Origin of the sequence: Polynucleobacter sp. IMCC 30228 (genome assembly GCF_021395205.1) — a bacterium.
Taxonomy (GTDB): Bacteria; Pseudomonadota; Gammaproteobacteria; order Burkholderiales; family Burkholderiaceae; genus Polynucleobacter.
Window position 1 is genome coordinate 1 of sequence record NZ_JAJVCS010000004.1, and the last position, 16,243, is coordinate 16,243.

Genomic DNA, 16,243 nt, shown 5'->3' on the forward strand with positions numbered 1-16,243 from the left:
TCAGCCAAAAGTGGAGTATGCCCATCAGAGATTGGAAGGGTGCATTAAATCAGTTTAGTATTAAGTATGAGGAGAGAATCCCTCTGTAGTAAACGAACCCCGTTTACACAAAATATGGGACACCCTCAGAGTAGGATTTAGTTGGTCTACTCCGTCGGTGTATATGGCTTATTCCTACTAATAAGCAGGAATTTTTTTACTATTCCTTTAATTTGCTAAGTCTTAAGCTATATTTATTGCGTCGCAATAATTAATTATCAAGTTATGCTGTAACCCTAATCAGGACCGATATTTAATGTCAAAAGCAATTCGTCTAATGCATGGTGAGTTTGGTAGGGTGGCTCTTTTAGAGATGGATGCTCCTCTTATTACTCATGCGCATCATCATTGTCATATTTTATGTAAGGTGGCAGGGCCCGATACCGCCTTTGAAGTAAGAGGAACGAGTTATCCCCTGACGGATGACAATGCTGTGCTTATAAATGCTTGGGAGGAACATTCCTACCTTCACATCCCAAATAATGGACAAAATCCGGTTTTGCTTGCTCTTTATCTGGAGCCAAGATGGTTGGCCTTGTTTAGCAAGAAATTTCTTAGCAGTAGCCATCCTCGATTTTTTACCAATAACCTTACGAAGCTTGGTGCATATCAAAAGCAAGCTTTGGAAAAAATTTCTATGGAGTTATGGTGGGCAGATCAAATTACACATGACTATTTAGAGTCAATGCTGCTTGAGTTGGTGCTGTCTTTTATGGAAAACGTTAACTCATTAACTCCGGGCGATATTCGAAACACCGCCAATACCTTGTCTTTTATGGATCCTCGGATTCGGAAGGCTATTCATCATATGCGACTCTCCCCTCAGGAAGTGGGGGATATCGCAGGAATTGCGCAAAGGGTTGATTTATCGCGCTCTCATTTTTTTGAGTTGTTTAGGAGGTGTACAGGTCTGTCTCCTATCGTATATGCAAACGTACTAAAAATGGAGCATGCATTTGATGCGCTTGCTGAAGGTAGAGAGAGTTTGATGCATATCGGTGATGAGTTAGGTTTTTCTGCTCAAAGTAACTTCACTCGTTTTTTTAAGCAGCACCAGGGGGTCACTCCAAGCCTCTATCGCCAGCAAGTCGAAAAGGCCCCTAAGTTAGACTCCTAGGGTTTTCCTGATACACATAATCGGACTCTAAGGTAAGCAATCGGACTTTAGGGTAAGCATTCTACTGTTTCGGTCATTAAGCTTCTCTCAGCATTAATTATTCTTAATTTAGCTGAAAAGTGTAGATTGAAACCAAGCGCAAAATATTTAGGCATTGCATGTGAACGCGTAGAAGATGCCGCTCTTCTAACGGGGGGAGGTCGTTATCTAGATGATCTTCCATTGCCTATTGGAACCCTATATGCAGCAGTGGTGCGCTCCCCCATTGCGCATGGAAAAATCATTTCAGTAGATATTGACTCTGCATTACAAATTAAGGGTATCAGGGCGATATTAACAATCAAAGATGTCCAAGCATGGTCTAACCCATTGGTGGTTGCTGTGAAAACTCCCATGCGCCAGTGGATTTTAGCTAGCGAGTATGTACGCTATGTAGGAGAACCTATAGCGGTAGTGATTGCTGAATCCAGGGCGCTTGCAGAAGATGGGGTGGAAAGGATTGTGTTAAACATTCAGCCGCTTCCTGCGGTAGTGGATGTAGACGTCGCTCTAACAGATGCCTCGATTATTTTGCATAAGGATATTGGCAGTAATTGTGTTTCTGATCGCTCATTTGAATATGGTGACCCAGATGCTGCATTCCAAAAAGCCGAAAGTATCGTTGAGGTTGATATTCGCTATCCACGTAACTCTTGTACACCCATTGAAACTGGTGGTGTGATTGCGCAATGGCGAGGAGCAGATTCTTCATATGAAGTTACGTCGAATTTTATGGGACCATTTTCATTGCATGTGGTCATGGCTGCTGCCCTAAAGATTCCAGGAACAAAATTGCGTCATCATGTTGCGCCGGATTCGGGTGGAAGTTTTGGTGTTAAGCAATCAGTATTGCCATATATCATTATGAGTTGCTTAGCATCGCGTAAGGCAGGCGCTCCAGTGAAATTTATTGAGGATCGCTTAGAGCATCTTCAGGCCGCTACCTCTGCTACTTCCCGTCACACTCACTTGCGTGCTGCAGTGGATGTAGATGGAAAAATCTTAGCTTTAGATTACGATCAAATTGAAGATTGTGGTGCTTATTTAAGAGCTCCTGAGCCTGCAACTCTATATCGTATGCATGGCTGTGTGACTGGGCCATATCAAATTCAGAACTTAAAAATTCGCAATCGGGTTGTATTAATTAATAAAACTCCAACTGGACTAGTGAGAGGTTTTGGTGGCCCTCAGGTTTATTACGCCCTTGAACGTTTGGTTCACAAAATAGCTAAAACATTAGGTAAAACACATCAGGAAATTGCTGCGCTCAATTATGTTCAAAAGGAGCAGTTTCCTTATCGAGCAGCCGCAGGGGCATTGCTGGATTCTGGAGATTATCAGCAAGCTTTAAAAACACTAGAGAATTCTCCCGAGTTTAGGGATATATTAGATCGAAAAGAGCAAGCTCAAAAAGAAGGTCGGTACTACGGTATTGGCATTGCCTCAATTATTGAACCCTCCGTTTCAAATATGGGTTACATCACTACTGTTCTTACGAAAGAGCAAAGAAAAAAGGCTGGACCTAAAAATGGCGCTATTACTTCAGCAACGGTAAGTGTTGATCCTTCGGGGAATATTAGCGCTAATATCGCATCTGCTCCAGCGGGGCAGGGCCATCAAACTGTTATCAGTCAGCTATTGGCGGATGTTTTTGGTGTCTTACCATCACAAATTCAGGTAAATGTAGATTTTGATACTGCTAAAGATGCATGGTCAATTGCAGCGGGAAATTATTCTAGTCGGTTTGCTGGTGCGGTAGCTGGAACAGTATTTCTAGCGGCTGAAAAGTTAAAGGCTCGGATTGCTGAATATGCAGCACACGTTCTGAAGGCAAAGCCAGAGGAATTAATTTTTGCCAATGGGAATATATCAGTAGCTGGAGATGAGGGTAGGGAAATTCCTCTCTCAAGAATATGTGGAAATTTTCATTGGTCTCCTGGATTGGTTCAAGAGGCGCTTGGTCATGAAACTACTCTTGCCCTACAAGAAACGCAATTTTGGAGCGCCGACGTTTTAGAGGCACCAGATGAGCATGATCGAATTAATACTTCTGTGACATATGGCTTTGCCCTTGATGCTTGCGGAATCGAAATTGATCCCGAGACCTGCTCAGCAAGGGTTGATCAGTACATCACCGTGCATGATGCCGGAAAAATACTAAACCCAGCTTTAGCGAACGGTCAAATTTATGGTGCCTATGCACAAGCTGTGGGAGCGGCCCTCTTTGAGGAGTTTGTCTACAGTAGCGATGGTAATTTTCTCTCAGGAACTTTTGCCGACTATCGCTTACCTACCGCAAGTGATGTTAAGGCTCCAACAATTTATCACCAGGAATCTCCAAGTCCATTCACCCCATTGGGCGCTAAGGGTATTGGTGAGGGAAACAGCATGAGTACGCCAGTTTGTATTGCAAATGCTATTGCAGATGCATTGGATATGGAGAATATTGTTTTACCTGCAACTCCTAGTCGAATTCATGCTCTCCTTGTAGAAAAAGGCTTACTTAAACGGGATAGGCCCTCAAATCAGGCTTCATCAATGGAGTTAAATACTGACTATCCATTAAAAGCCCAAGGCGAAGTTAGACTGCAAGTTCCTCCAGAAGATATCTTTGCGGTTTTAATGGATCCAGAGAGGTTGAAGAATGTTATTCCGGGGTGCGAATCCATTCACAAAACATCTACAACGAATGGCATTCAGTTCGATTGCATAGCAGTTGTACGAATTGGGATTGCAAAAGCTCGCTTTGAAGCTAAGATTGATCTAACAAATATTAAAAATCCTGATAGCTTTTCATTGGGCGGAGAAGGACGAGGGCCTCTAGGGATGGCCCTAGGAATGGGGCAAGTCAGCCTTAAAAATCAAGACGGAGTGACTATCCTAAGGTATGACTATCAGGCTCAAGTATCTGGAAAACTTGCAGCAATTGGCAGTAGGTTATTAGAGGGTGCAATTCGCTTGGTATTGGACCAATTATTTAGGGCGCTTGCAAAAGAGGCTGGCGCTAAACAAGAAGGTTTATTTAAAACCTTAATTGACAGGATTTACGCATTATTGGGGATCGCTAGATGAAGTCCGCTCCATTTGCAATGCACCAGGTAAATTCACAATTAGAGATTTTGAATTTGTTGGATCAGTATGGTGAAGATGCTCGCATTATTGCAGGCGGACAAACATTGTTGCCTGTATTGGCAATGAGGGTAGCTAGCCCTGATCATTTGATTGATATCAACAAGGTTGTTGAGCTCAAAAATATCAGCCTATCTGATGGTTTACTTCAGGTCGGCGCTGGCGTGAGGCAGGCCGAACTGGAGAATTGGAGCGGTCTTCATAAGGCTCAACCACTATTAGGCATGATGTTCCCATGGATAGCGCACACCCCAATTCGTAACCGTGGAACAGTATGCGGATCGATTGCACATGCAGATCCTAGTGCTGAACTCGTTCTTGCATTAGCTGTATTAGAGGGTTCAGTTATTTTGGTAAGTAAAAAGAAGAGGCGGATAGTTAAAGCGAAAGATTTTTTCGTAGGTGCACTTCAAACCAGTCGCCAATCGAATGAGCTCATCGAGGCTGTCCAGTTCCCCATTTGCAATCCCGAAGCAGGATTCGGATTTTCAGAATATGGCTATCGCCATGGAGATTTTGCAGTTGTAGCTGTTGCGGCCATTAAGCAAGGCGATAGTTGGACTATAGGTTTTGGTGGTATTGATGATGTAGCGCAGACTTATCAATGCGTGGCTAGTTCTTTAAATGAGGTCAATCAGTTTATCGATGATTTGGCTGCTGCAGTCGAGGTTAGGGAAGATCCTACTGCAACTTCTGGGTTACGTCGACATTTAATGCGCTCACTTGGTAAGCGCGCATGCCAACAGGCCATTGATTTCAAAAGTGATGGAATAAGATGAAAAGCCATTTGGTAAAAATTAATTTAAATGGAGTTGAGCGTGAAGGATTGTGTGAGTCACGCACTACATTGCTAGATTTTATTCGACATGATTTGGGGGCAACGGGTACGCATGCAGGTTGCGAGCATGGCGTTTGTGGGGCATGTACTGTTGAAGTAGATCAGCAAATTATTCGCTCTTGCCTCATGTTTGCATGCCAAGCCGATGGCTCTAGCGTGAATACTGTAGAAGGAATTGCAAAATCAGGCGATATGTCTGATTTGCAAAATGCTTTTAAGAAACACCATGCGCTTCAGTGTGGATTCTGCACATCAGGTTTTTTAATTTCAGCAGATGATTTACTTAAAAAGAACCCTAATCCGACTGAGACTGAAGTTCGAGAGGGTTTATCGGGAAATTTGTGTCGATGCACTGGATATGTTGGAATTATTGAAGCAGTTTTAGAGGTCGCATCTACCAGAGCGCGCAAAATTGGAGGAGAGCATGCTTGATTTAGGCCGAACTTTTTTGCAAGCTGTTGAACGTGATCCAGCTAGCTTGGCGATAGTAGATGGAAACAGGCGCTATACCTACGGAGAGTGGGCACTTTATATTGGCGCCATTCAACAATTTTTTGATGAAAAAGGTTTGAAGAGTGGCGACCGAATTTTGACTATTTTGCAAAATCGCTATGAGGCAGCAACAATTCATTGGGCTTGCCAGATGGCGGGTATTGCTATCGTCCCTTTAAATTGGCGTTCCAAGTCTGATGAGATTGATTATTGCGCTCAAAACGCTGATGTTAAATTAGCATTTGTTGAGGAAATATCGCTTAGTAACTATTTAGAATCTGAAACTAGTAAATCAATCTCTGTAATTCTCTGTATGGAGAAGGGTGCTTCAGACGGATATACCTATTTTGAGCAACTAACGCAGGAAGGAATTGAACCGGTTGCTCGGGGTCATGTTGAGGATATCTCCGTCATGCTGTTCACTTCAGGTACAACCGGTAAGCCAAAGGGGGTCCCAAGAAAGCAACGGGCTGAGCGAGCCGCAGGCATTGCTCATGTGGCGCAAAACCAATATGCAATGGGCGAGATCACCTTGGGTGTAATGCCCCTCTATCACACCATGGGCGTGCGCACGCTGTTATCTCTATGCATTGTTAATGGAACATATGTTGCAGTACCTCGTTGGGATGTAGATAGGGCAATAGACGCAATTGAGCGGGAGGCAGTGACGCATCTCTATTTAGTGCCAACGCTTTACCATGACATGCTCCAGTCAAAAGACTTCAATTCAAGTCGAGTCAAAACTGTTAAGAAGCTTGGATTTGCAGGTGCTCCGATGCATGATGCATTATTGCTAAGTCTAAACGAGGCCTTCTCACCTGAATTGTTCGTAAACCATTACGGATCCAGTGAAATCTATACCTACACTATTAATCAGAATGCATTTGCCAAGCCAGGTTGTGCTGGTAGGGCGGGTATAAATGCGCGTATTAGAGTAGTTAAGTTAGATCAAGGATCTGTACAGGCACTGCCTACACAAGTGGCATCCAAAAATGAAGAGGGACAAATCATTTGCGATCTCTCTGGTGATGAGGCATTTGAGGGTTACTGGAAGCGCCCAGATGCAGATCAAAAGTCTATTCGAGACGGATGGTATTTCACGGGTGATACAGGATATTTTGATGAGTCAGGAGATCTATTTGTTACCGGTCGCGTAGATGACATGATTATTTCTGGCGGAGAAAATATTTCCCCTGTCGAAATTGAGTCAGTTTTATCCTTGCATCCTTTCGTGAGCGAAGTAGCTGTTGCAGGATTGAAAGATGATCGCCTTGGGCAAAAAGTAGTTGCCTTCATTAGGGCCTCAGGAAGCGTAGATTCAAATGCTCTGGATGAATATTGCCGCGGTTCTGATTTGATTAACTTTAAGCGCCCTCGGGAGTATGTGTTTGTTAAAGAAATTCCCAAGTCGCCTGTGGGAAAGGTATTGCGACGGATGTTGGTTGCTGGCGAATATGAAAGAGCTTAATTTTTTTACTAGAGAGACCTTATGACTGCTATATTGAAGCATCCTTTTAGCAATATCCTCGATAACCTTGATGGGTTTTATGTGGAGATTAATGAATCTCAACAAAGAGCGGATATTGTGTTGAAGAGACCACCTTTTAATGTGATACAGATGCCCCAACGCGATCAATTGCGGGCTACATTTGAGGCCTTAGACGCTGATGATCGGGTTCGTATCATTGTATTAAGGGCTGAAGGCGAGCACTTCTCTAGTGGCGGAGATATTAAAGGATTTTTGGAGGCAAGTCCGGAGCATGTCTCAAAGCTAGCATGGAATATTGCTGCGCCTACGCGCTGTACAAAACCAGTTATTGCCGCTAATCATGGCTATTGTTTCGGTGTTGGCTTTGAGATTTCCTTAGCATGTGATTTTCGTATCGCGGCTGAATCAACTCTCTATGCACTGCCTGAGCAAAAATTAGGACAAATTCCTGGCTCAGGAGGATCTGCGCGCTTGCAAAAAATGGTAGGCATTACTAGAACCAAAGATATTGTGATGCGCTCTAGGCGCATCAAAGGGCAGCAGGCATATGAATGGGGCGTAGCAACTGAGTGCGTACCAGACTCGGAACTTGCTAGTGCCGTTTCTAAATTAGTGGATGAACTGCGCGCATTTTCTCCAATTGCCCAAAGAACGGCTAAGAAGATGCTAAATGAAACAGAGGATTGCCTATTAACTACAGCAATTGAAGTTGAGGGCCATTGTTACAGTCGCTTGCGTAATTCAGAAGATTTCAAAGAAGGGGTTGAGGCTTTTCATGGAAAGCGTCAACCAAATTTTGTTGGTCGTTAATTTTTTTAGGAGATAGTCACAATGAAAAAGCAATTTCAAACAAAGAAAATCGCTCTGGCTGTAGCACTAAGTCTCGGCGCATCATTAGTTGTAGCGCAATCTGGCCCCATCAAAATTGGAGTTGTAACGCCATTATCTGGTACCTATACCCCAATTGGTGAGCAAGTCAAAATGGGTTTAGATTTAGCAGCCAAAGAAATTAATGCTGCGGGTGGCATTAATGGTCGAAAAATTAATCTAATTTATGAAGATGAAGAGGCAAATCCTGCGGTTGCAACTCAAAAGGCAGAAAAGCTATTTCAGGTAGAAAAAGTTGACTTTTTAACTGGCACTGTCAATTCAGGATCTACTTTAGCGGTAGGGCAGCTAGCCGAACGAAATAATAAGCTTATTGCTACAACAGTGTCATTTGCGGATTCGATTACTGGAGATAAATGCTCTCCAAATGTATTTCGTGTAAATGCACGTGCAGGTATGCAGTCTGCTGCATTGGCTGCATGGGTTGATAAAGAAATTCCTAAAGCTAACATATTCTTTATCGGACCTGACTACGAGATGGGGCGAAGCACAGTATCGGCCTTTAAGAAAGCATCTACTGAAAAAGGCGCTAAAGATGTTGGCGAGGTTTTTGCACCTCTCGACAACAAAGATTATTCACCATACTTTGGTCAAGTAAGAGCTGCTAAGCCGAATATAATCTATACCTCTGTGGCCGGTAATGATACGGTACGATTATTTTCGCAGATGGATGAGTATGGCCTCAATAAAGGGGTAACGCTTGTTGGTGCATCTGGCACAGTCACATCTCAAAATATGGGCGCTATTGGGAAGTCTGCAAATGGGTTTGTAACAGGCGTTGGTTATTCACCTAAGTTAGATAACCCAGCAAATAAAAAGTTTGTTGCTGATTTCCAGAAAGCCTATAACAAACTTCCCGATCTTTATGGTGCGGATTCTTACGGGCTACTCTATTTTTATAAAGCTGCTGTAGAAAAAGCTAAGTCTACTGAAACTGATAAGGTCCGTGCAGCTATGGATGACTTAAGTTGGCAAACTCCGCAAGGCACAAAGAAGATGCGTGCTGGAGACCACCAGGCAATGCAGGATATGTTTGCAGTTCGGGTGGAGAATGGCGAATTTAATATTGTTGGAAGAGTGCCTTCTGATCAGGCGATTGGTCCTGATGTCTGTACTCGTTTTTAATGTGCTAATAGAAGGCTCCACATCTATTTTTTAGAGGTGTGGAGTTTTTCAGTTTGTGAATATTACTAAGGGATTGGGTTTTAAATGCTAGAAAGCTTACAATATATTTATGCGCCACAGATGGTTAATGGTCTTTCCATTGGCGTAGCTGTGGTCCTAATGGCATTAGGCTTGACTATTATTTTTGGCCTGTTGGATGTTATTAACATGTCCCACGGTGAGTTCTATGCAGCTGGGGCCTTCTTCAGTGTGAGTCTTATGGCAATGGGTGTTTCATTCTGGCTTTGCCTGCTATTAGTCCCCTTATTGTTAGTGCCCATCGGTTTTGCAATGGAAAGGCTTTTGATTCAAAAAGTATTTCACTATAAAGATCGGCACATTCTCACTTTGTTGTTGACATTTGGCGTAGCAATGGTTTTAGAGGATGGATACAAGATTATTTGGGGTGCAAATCCAATTAAACCTAGCGCACCAATCTCGGGAGCTAGCGAGTTGTTGGGTGTAATGTTTCCAAATTACAGATTATTTCTGATGGTATTTGGCGCTTTAATTATTTTTGCTGTATGGGTACTCATTTACAAAACCCAATTAGGCGCAATCGTAAGAGCTTCTGCATATGATAAAGATATGAGCTCCTCATTGGGTATACCGGTGATGCGAGTTTATGCGCTGACTTTTGCATTTGGTGTTGCTTTAGCTGGCCTTGCTGGAGTGCTCTTAGCCCCTATCTATTCGGTATTTCCTACTATGGGGCGAGACTTTATCTTGATGGCCTTTAGCGTTGTCATTGTCGGAGGTCTTGGAAGCATTAAAGGGGCAGTTGTTGCAGGAATTTTATTGACACAATTGCAATCAATTTCTTCTTTATATATTTCTCCTGTATGGTCAGATCCTCTGGTATTTACTGTAATGGTTTTGGTATTGATGTTCAAGCCAACTGGTTTATACGGGGGTATGAAAAATGCTTAATCCCCAAGTAAGAGCCATTCGCCTCATTGAAATACTTTTACTAACATCAGCCCTTGTCCTGTTTATCGTTGGCAGCATTCTTCAAGATACATTCTTTCTCCGGCTGGCGACAGAATCGTTGATCTTTGGCGGACTTGCGATGTCAGTTGATTTGTTGTTGGGGATTGTTGGATTATTGTCTCTTGGTCAGGCCCTATATTTTGGTTTTGGCGCCTATTTATCCGCCTTAGTTCTGAAAGAAATTTCTCCATCATTCTTTTTGGCAATAGGGATTGTGACCCTGTCGGCAACTGTATTAGGGTGGATTGCTAGCTTCGTGGCTCTTCGATCAAAAGGAGTGTACTTTGCGCTGATTACTTTTGGGCTGGCGCAGGTAGCAGCCAAGGTTGTCTATAACACTCGCAGCCTTGGAGCATCTGATGGCATGATGGGCGTACCCATTTTACAAATCTGGACGCCATTTGGCGCCATCGATACCAGTCAGCCAGGCTCATTTTTTCTGATTACTTTGTTGACTATTGGGGGCTTATACGCCGTCTTGAAATATTTTCTAACAACCCCAATGGGATCAATATGGCATGCTATTCGATCTAATGAAGACCGCCTGGCTTACGTAGGCTATAAGTCCAAAGGGCCTAAGCAAGTTGCCTTTATTTTGGCTGCAGTGGTTGCTGCAGTATCTGGTGCTCTTTATCCGATGTTGAGGGGTTTCGTTTCGCCAGAGCTCATGTTCTTTAGTGTTTCTGGTAATGCCGTAGTAACAGTTGTTTTGGGTGGTGTAGGTACTTTAATAGGACCAATTCTAGGCAGCGTTCTTTTAACCGCATTCAAATCCATTATTGGAACTTGGACCGTTCATCACCATATTGTTATAGGAATAATCTTTGTGGTTATCGTTGTCTCCGCACCTAAGGGAATTTCTGGCTTGCTCGCTAAATACCTTAGTAAGAAACATTCTCATAAAGGGGAGGAATGATGGAAAACGTAGAAATCATTCTTAAAGCAAATCATTTAAGCAAGCGTTTTGGCGGTCTTAAAGCGGTTGATGATGTTAGTTTTGAAGTGACGCGCTTAGGTGTCACTTCTATTATTGGACCAAATGGTGCAGGTAAGAGCACGCTCTTTAATTTAATAAGTGGTACTTTTATAGCTGACTCTGGTAGCGTTGATCTGGATCGGTCGAATGTTACAAATATGAGTCCCGAAAGGCGGTTGTCATGTGGGATGGCCCGTTCTTTTCAGATTACCAATCTCTTTTTTGACCTCCCTGTAATTGATAATTTGAGAATAGCAAGTCAGGCGCTAGAGCCTCGTTCCCATTTATTTCTCCCTTTGAACAAAAGCACTATTGCAATTGCAAGAGCGAACGAATTATTACAGGAGTTCGGATTATTTGATTGTCATGATCAGCTTGCAGGAGCCTTATCTCATGGCCAGCAAAGACGTTTAGAGATTGCAGTGACACTAGCAGCTCGACCAAAGCTTTTGCTCTTAGATGAGCCCACCCAAGGAATGTCACAGGCAGATACTCAGGAGACTGCTGAGCTTATTAAGCAACTAGGATCAAAAATAACAGTGCTATTAATTGAGCATGATGTAGACCTTGTAATGGACTTGTCCAAAAAGGTCATCGTCATGGCGCAGGGAAAGAAATTAGCCGAAGGTAATCCTGAGCAAGTTCGCTCCAATCCACTGGTACAAACAGCATACTTTGGGGAGGAGTTGGCATGATTCTGGAGATGCACGATGTACATGTCAACCTTGGGTTGTCTCATGTTTTACAGGGAGTTAACTTATCCATACGTCCCGGTGAGACTGTAGGTTTATTTGGAAGAAATGGGGTTGGCAAAACAACGATTGTTAAAACTATTGCCGGTTGGCATAGACCCTCTCAAGGAAAAATATTATTTCAAGGTCAGTCTATTGATGTTTTACCGCCAAATGAAATCACAAGACTGGGGTTGGGGTTGGTGCCTGAGGATCGAAGGGTGTTTCCAGGGCTAAGTGTTGAAGGGAATCTGAAGCTTGGACTGATGCAAGTTAAAGCAAGTGAGCGAAAGGCAGCAGAACAGCGCATACAAATGGTTTTTGAGCGATTTCCCCGCTTAAGTGAAAGACGTGACCAATCAGGTACAACCTTATCTGGTGGAGAGCAGCAAATGTTAGCAATGGCGCGAGTATTGGTTGGCAATCCAAAATTACTATTAATTGATGAGCCTACTGAAGGGCTTGCTCCAATGGTAGTTGCTGATATTTTTCGGCTAATGGAGGAGCTTAAATCTCAAGGAATTTCAATTCTTTTGATCGAGCAAAATATTCATAAAGCTATTCATTTGTGCGATAGACATTATGTAGTGGAGCGTGGAAGGGTGGTTCTTGAGGGCAATTCACAAGATATGGAAGAGCGTAAAGAATTAATTAAACGAGTAAGTGTTTGATAAATTAATGGAGAAGTTCATGAAGGCTAAAAAAATAGGATTTTTTATTGCATTTGCAATTGGCATTCTTTCTGTTACTGCGAATCAATTATTTGCGCAAAGCCCAGTTTCATACCCAGATAAACCAATCACAATCATTGTTCCTTATCCACCTGGGGGGTTTAACGATACCCTTGGCAGAATTGTTGGAAAAAAACTCAGTGATGCCTGGGGTGTAAATGTAGTGATAGATTGTTGATTTGCATCTAAAACTGATCCACCATTTGTATCTAACTTTAATCCATCCAAATGATATTGTTATCTTTGACTGACAGCCTATATTGAGCGGATGTTGGTCTGAAATTGGTTGCAAATTAGGGCGCTAATTGGGTTAGTTTTGTATACAAATCAACAGTTTATCGCTTAAAAGGCTTATCTCGATTAATAATAGGTTTAAATTGTTGCATAAAAACAAACTAATAGTTTTTTTACATAGATAAAAATAAACTATTTCTAGTTTAAGTTTAAATTATTGTGTAAAATTAAACTATGAGTTTTATAAATTCCAAAAAAATAAACCATTTAATCAGTGATTGGCCATCTGGCGCAGTCTATCTATCTTCATGGCTAAAGCAATCTGGCATATCCGGCCAACTGCTCAATCGTTATAAGAAAAGTGGATGGATATCGTCGGTAGGAAGTGGTGCCGTTAAGCGTGTTGGTGACGAGGTTGGATATCAGGGCGCATTGTATGCATTGCAATCCCAGCGCAATTCTTCTATCCATGTTGGTGGAAAGTCAGCCTTGGAGTTGCAAGGCAGACTGCACTACTTAAAACTAAAAACTACGGCGGTTTGTTTATTTGGGGATTGGAAGGAGCATTTACCACTTTGGTTTTCAAGTACGGATTGGGGGGTGTCCGTTGAATACCATCGCACTTCATTTCTTCCATCCAATCTCGAACTAGTAGAGTTCGAAGTTAAAAATTTCACCATCAAAATATCTAGTCCACTGAGAGCATTTCTAGAGTGCTTATATCTTGCTCCAAAAAAGCAAGATTTGGTGGAGTGTTATGAGTTGATGGAGGGTCTTAATAATTTGAGACCATTGCAGGTGCAAAAATTACTAGAGGCTTGCGAGTCAATCAAGGTGAAAAGGTTGTTTGTTTTTATGGCCGAAAAAGCCGGACATGCTTGGTTTAAGCATGTGGATTTGAGTAAAGTAAATTTAGGCTCTGGAAAACGAAGCATAGTCATAGGTGGGCAATTAGATCCAAAATATCAAATCACGCTACCTAAGGGGCTTACTTGAATACAAGTAACTACAGAGACCAGATTGAGTTGCTGTTAGATGTGCTTCCTTTGGTGGCGCAGGAAGAGTTTTTGGCATTGCATGGTGGAACAGCGATCAACCTTTTTGTACGAAATATGCCCAGACTGTCAGTGGATATTGACTTAACCTATTTACCATTGGGGGATCGTCAAGAAAGCTTGTCACAAATTCATCTTGCGCTAGAAAGATTGAAAAATCGAATTGAGAAAATTTTAGGTGTAGCAGTTCAATATCAAACGGACACCCAGAAATTGGTTGCAACATCTTCAAAAGCCCAAGTCAAGGTTGAAGTTAATCCGGTAGGGCGGGGTTTAATTGCGCCAGCACAAAAAATGATTCTTTGCGATAAAGCACAAGAAGAGTTTGATCGGTTTGTTGAAATCAATGTTGTCTCAACTGGTCAACTATATGGCGGAAAGATTTGTGCCGCATTAAATCGTCAGCATCCTAGAGATTTATTTGATGTCCAATATCTTTTGGAAAACGAAGGTTTTACAGATGAAATCAAGCAAGGGTTTATATACAACCTGCTTTCAAGTAGCGCTCCTATTAACGAGGTTTTATTGCCCAATTTATTGGATCAACGAAAAATTCTAGAAAGTCAATTTGAAGGGATGAGTGTTGAGCCATTTACGTATTCAGATTTTGAAAAGGCTAGACAATCTTTGCTAGAGGCAATTCAGGGTGGGCTAACTTTAGAAGATCGGAAATTTCTGCTTAGCGTCAAAGATCTAAGTCCTGATTGGAGTGTTTATGACTTTAAAGATTTCCCTTCGGTTAAATGGAAGCTGCAAAATATAGAAAGATTAAGATCTGATAATCCAAGCAAGTATCACGAGCAACGCGATCAGTTGAAAAACAAATTAGGCTTTTGAGAATTTTTTAACAGCCGTATCTGATTGATAAAAAATCACTTTGGAGTAACGAAGTGCTAGACGGTTGTTCCAAATATTCTTAGGTTTTGAAAAACAAAGAGTGAGAGAGCAATTCTTTTTGGAAACAGGCAGTGAAAACTGTAGTGGTAAGCATAATCCTTTGGTCCCAGGCTCAAGTCCTGGTGGGCCCACCATAAAAAAACCCTCACTAGCGATAGTGGGGGTTTAGTCTTTTGAGCGTTACTTTAAGTAACGCTTAGGGGGGGGGATTGGGCATCCCAGGCCCTGGTCGATTGCATACACCTAATAAATGTCAGGTTGAGAGTTGTGCAAGTCCTTTGCCGAATGACCAATTCTCTGGAGTGTTGTCAACAATAGTTACAAAGATATCCTCTTTTCTAACTCCTGGATTGACAGTCAACACTTTTACCAATTCACTATATAAATTCAATTTCATTTCTTTTGTTCTTAAAACAGAAGTGATGTGTATTACCACAACATCGTCAGAGCGATTTCCATTCCACATCATTTTATCGATCAGGAAATGGGATTTTTTATGTTCCGAAATTATCTGAAATCGATCATTTAATAGAATTTTCCAAGAAGTTTGTAATGCTTGGTGTATGCCATCAGCTATTGCTTGAATATATTCTGGGGATTTTCCTTCAGCTAGTGAAATTTGTATCAATGGCATGCTTGCCTCCGTTATCAAGGTCAGCTCCGATAGCTGCTGATAAAATACTAGCATACCCTTTAGAACGCATAGTCCAGGGAGTTAGGAAACTAACACAAACCGGAATTTTTTGGTCCCAGGTTCAAGTCCTCTTGGGCCCACCAATAATCTCAGCACCAACTCTAGGTTTGGTATTTTTTTGAGCGCGAATTTAATTTGCTTGATATTCTTGTCATCTACTTAACTAGCCCAACTGAATAAATGAATATCAATGCTGATTACAGTCAGAAGATCGTGATGAACCATCATGATTTGCCGTGGACTCTGAGCCCTGAATTAGGGGTAGAGAGACGAATGCTTGAGCGGCAGGGGGGTGAGGTAGCAAAGGCAACTTCTATTGTTCGCTATCAGCCAGGATCCAAGTTTCAAGTTCATACCCATGAATTTGGTGAGGAAATATTCGTTTTGGACGGGATATTTAGTGATGAGATCGGCAATTATCCTGCAGGCACCTACATCATGAATCCTCCAGGCTCTGCCCATACGCCATTTAGTGATTCTGGCTGTACCCTCTTTGTCAAGTTGCGACATCTTGGTGCGGATCAAATAGAGCGAGAAGTAATTGATACAAAAACAGCTCCTTGGCATCAAGGAATGGTCCTAGGTTTAAATGTTATGCCTCTCATGCAGCAGGGTAGCGGGTCTACTTTAGTTCGATGGGCGCCGCAAACATATTTCAATCCACATCGGCATTACGGTGGAGAAGAGATCTTTGTGAAGACAGGGCATTTACCGACCTAGATAAGCGGGTACCATTCAAT

Annotated in this window: 16 protein-coding genes; 15 read left to right on the top strand and 1 reads right to left on the bottom strand. The window is 42.2% G+C overall.

Annotation, left to right across the window (positions count from 1 at the left end):
• The first annotated feature begins 295 nt into the window (after positions 1-295).
• From LZT21_RS07655 to LZT21_RS07720, 14 genes are all read left to right on the top strand, one after another.
• A complete protein-coding gene (locus LZT21_RS07655) occupies positions 296-1,156 on the top strand; it encodes an AraC family transcriptional regulator (RefSeq protein WP_233990107.1) in 861 nt (286 codons plus the stop codon).
• Between the two features lie 126 nt (positions 1,157-1,282).
• The gene (locus LZT21_RS07660) at positions 1,283-4,267 is read left to right on the top strand and encodes a molybdopterin cofactor-binding domain-containing protein (protein WP_233990108.1); all 2,985 of its coding nucleotides are present in this window, start codon (positions 1,283-1,285) and stop codon (positions 4,265-4,267) included.
• A 17-nt stretch (positions 4,268-4,284) separates the two neighbouring features.
• Positions 4,285-5,103: a xanthine dehydrogenase family protein subunit M gene (locus tag LZT21_RS07665; RefSeq protein WP_233990111.1), complete on the top strand. Its 819-nt coding sequence runs from the start codon at positions 4,285-4,287 to the stop codon at positions 5,101-5,103.
• Entirely contained in the window at positions 5,100-5,594 is a 495-nt protein-coding gene (locus LZT21_RS07670) for a (2Fe-2S)-binding protein (protein ID WP_233937367.1), read from the top strand. The genes LZT21_RS07665 and LZT21_RS07670 overlap by 4 nt, the downstream gene beginning before the upstream one ends.
• Positions 5,587-7,122: an AMP-binding protein gene (locus tag LZT21_RS07675; protein WP_233937369.1), complete on the top strand. Its 1,536-nt coding sequence runs from the start codon at positions 5,587-5,589 to the stop codon at positions 7,120-7,122. Before LZT21_RS07670 ends, LZT21_RS07675 begins: the two co-directional genes overlap by 8 nt.
• 21 nt (positions 7,123-7,143) lie before the next feature.
• Complete coding sequence (locus tag LZT21_RS07680) at positions 7,144-7,953, top strand: enoyl-CoA hydratase/isomerase family protein (protein WP_233937370.1); 810 nt, start codon at positions 7,144-7,146, stop codon at positions 7,951-7,953.
• Between the two features lie 21 nt (positions 7,954-7,974).
• Positions 7,975-9,156, top strand: coding sequence for an ABC transporter substrate-binding protein (locus LZT21_RS07685; RefSeq protein ID WP_233937371.1), 1,182 nt, complete (start codon positions 7,975-7,977; stop codon positions 9,154-9,156).
• A gap of 84 nt (positions 9,157-9,240) precedes the next feature.
• Positions 9,241-10,125, top strand: a complete 885-nt coding sequence (locus LZT21_RS07690) for a branched-chain amino acid ABC transporter permease (protein WP_233990113.1) — start codon at positions 9,241-9,243, stop codon at positions 10,123-10,125.
• Positions 10,118-11,101, top strand: a complete 984-nt coding sequence (locus tag LZT21_RS07695; RefSeq protein WP_233937376.1) for a branched-chain amino acid ABC transporter permease — start codon at positions 10,118-10,120, stop codon at positions 11,099-11,101. Before LZT21_RS07690 ends, LZT21_RS07695 begins: the two co-directional genes overlap by 8 nt.
• Positions 11,101-11,856, top strand: a complete 756-nt coding sequence (locus tag LZT21_RS07700) for an ABC transporter ATP-binding protein (RefSeq protein WP_233990115.1) — start codon at positions 11,101-11,103, stop codon at positions 11,854-11,856. Before LZT21_RS07695 ends, LZT21_RS07700 begins: the two co-directional genes overlap by 1 nt.
• On the top strand, positions 11,853-12,563 hold the full coding sequence (locus tag LZT21_RS07705) for an ABC transporter ATP-binding protein (protein ID WP_233937379.1): 711 nt from the start codon (positions 11,853-11,855) through the stop codon (positions 12,561-12,563). The genes LZT21_RS07700 and LZT21_RS07705 overlap by 4 nt, the downstream gene beginning before the upstream one ends.
• Positions 12,564-12,582: 19 nt before the next feature.
• Positions 12,583-12,801, top strand: coding sequence for a hypothetical protein (locus tag LZT21_RS07710; RefSeq protein ID WP_233990117.1), 219 nt, complete (start codon positions 12,583-12,585; stop codon positions 12,799-12,801).
• Between the two features lie 290 nt (positions 12,802-13,091).
• Positions 13,092-13,853, top strand: a complete 762-nt coding sequence (locus LZT21_RS07715) for a type IV toxin-antitoxin system AbiEi family antitoxin (protein ID WP_233925002.1) — start codon at positions 13,092-13,094, stop codon at positions 13,851-13,853.
• Entirely contained in the window at positions 13,850-14,749 is a 900-nt protein-coding gene (locus LZT21_RS07720; RefSeq protein ID WP_233990119.1) for a nucleotidyl transferase AbiEii/AbiGii toxin family protein, read from the top strand. The genes LZT21_RS07715 and LZT21_RS07720 overlap by 4 nt, the downstream gene beginning before the upstream one ends.
• A 313-nt stretch (positions 14,750-15,062) precedes the next feature.
• On the opposite strand, the gene LZT21_RS07725 is transcribed toward LZT21_RS07720, so the two are convergent.
• Positions 15,063-15,443: a tautomerase family protein gene (locus tag LZT21_RS07725; RefSeq protein WP_233990121.1), complete on the bottom strand. Its 381-nt coding sequence runs from the start codon at positions 15,441-15,443 to the stop codon at positions 15,063-15,065.
• 276 nt (positions 15,444-15,719) lie between these two features.
• Between LZT21_RS07725 and LZT21_RS07730 the strand changes: the two genes are divergently transcribed.
• Positions 15,720-16,223 (top strand): cupin domain-containing protein, encoded by a 504-nt coding sequence (locus tag LZT21_RS07730; RefSeq protein ID WP_233990123.1) that lies wholly within the window; start codon positions 15,720-15,722, stop codon positions 16,221-16,223.
• Positions 16,224-16,243 lie beyond the last annotated feature (20 nt).

Excerpts from the sequence above, each read along its gene's own strand:
- LZT21_RS07685 (WP_233937371.1), top strand. The coding sequence starts at position 7,975 with ATGAAAAAGCAATTTCAAACAAAGAAAATCGCTCTGGCTGTAGCACTA.
- LZT21_RS07680 (WP_233937370.1), top strand. The coding sequence starts at position 7,144 with ATGACTGCTATATTGAAGCATCCTTTTAGCAATATCCTCGATAACCTT.
- LZT21_RS07715 (WP_233925002.1), top strand. The coding sequence starts at position 13,092 with ATGAGTTTTATAAATTCCAAAAAAATAAACCATTTAATCAGTGATTGG.
- LZT21_RS07675 (WP_233937369.1), top strand. The coding sequence starts at position 5,587 with ATGCTTGATTTAGGCCGAACTTTTTTGCAAGCTGTTGAACGTGATCCA.
- LZT21_RS07665 (WP_233990111.1), top strand. The coding sequence starts at position 4,285 with ATGCACCAGGTAAATTCACAATTAGAGATTTTGAATTTGTTGGATCAG.
- LZT21_RS07695 (WP_233937376.1), top strand. The coding sequence starts at position 10,118 with ATGCTTAATCCCCAAGTAAGAGCCATTCGCCTCATTGAAATACTTTTA.
- LZT21_RS07710 (WP_233990117.1), top strand. The coding sequence starts at position 12,583 with ATGAAGGCTAAAAAAATAGGATTTTTTATTGCATTTGCAATTGGCATT.
- LZT21_RS07670 (WP_233937367.1), top strand. The coding sequence starts at position 5,100 with ATGAAAAGCCATTTGGTAAAAATTAATTTAAATGGAGTTGAGCGTGAA.
- LZT21_RS07705 (WP_233937379.1), top strand. The coding sequence starts at position 11,853 with ATGATTCTGGAGATGCACGATGTACATGTCAACCTTGGGTTGTCTCAT.
- LZT21_RS07725 (WP_233990121.1), bottom strand. The coding sequence starts at position 15,443 with ATGCCATTGATACAAATTTCACTAGCTGAAGGAAAATCCCCAGAATAT.
- LZT21_RS07655 (WP_233990107.1), top strand. The coding sequence starts at position 296 with ATGTCAAAAGCAATTCGTCTAATGCATGGTGAGTTTGGTAGGGTGGCT.
- LZT21_RS07700 (WP_233990115.1), top strand. The coding sequence starts at position 11,101 with ATGGAAAACGTAGAAATCATTCTTAAAGCAAATCATTTAAGCAAGCGT.
- LZT21_RS07690 (WP_233990113.1), top strand. The coding sequence starts at position 9,241 with ATGCTAGAAAGCTTACAATATATTTATGCGCCACAGATGGTTAATGGT.
- LZT21_RS07730 (WP_233990123.1), top strand. The coding sequence starts at position 15,720 with ATGAACCATCATGATTTGCCGTGGACTCTGAGCCCTGAATTAGGGGTA.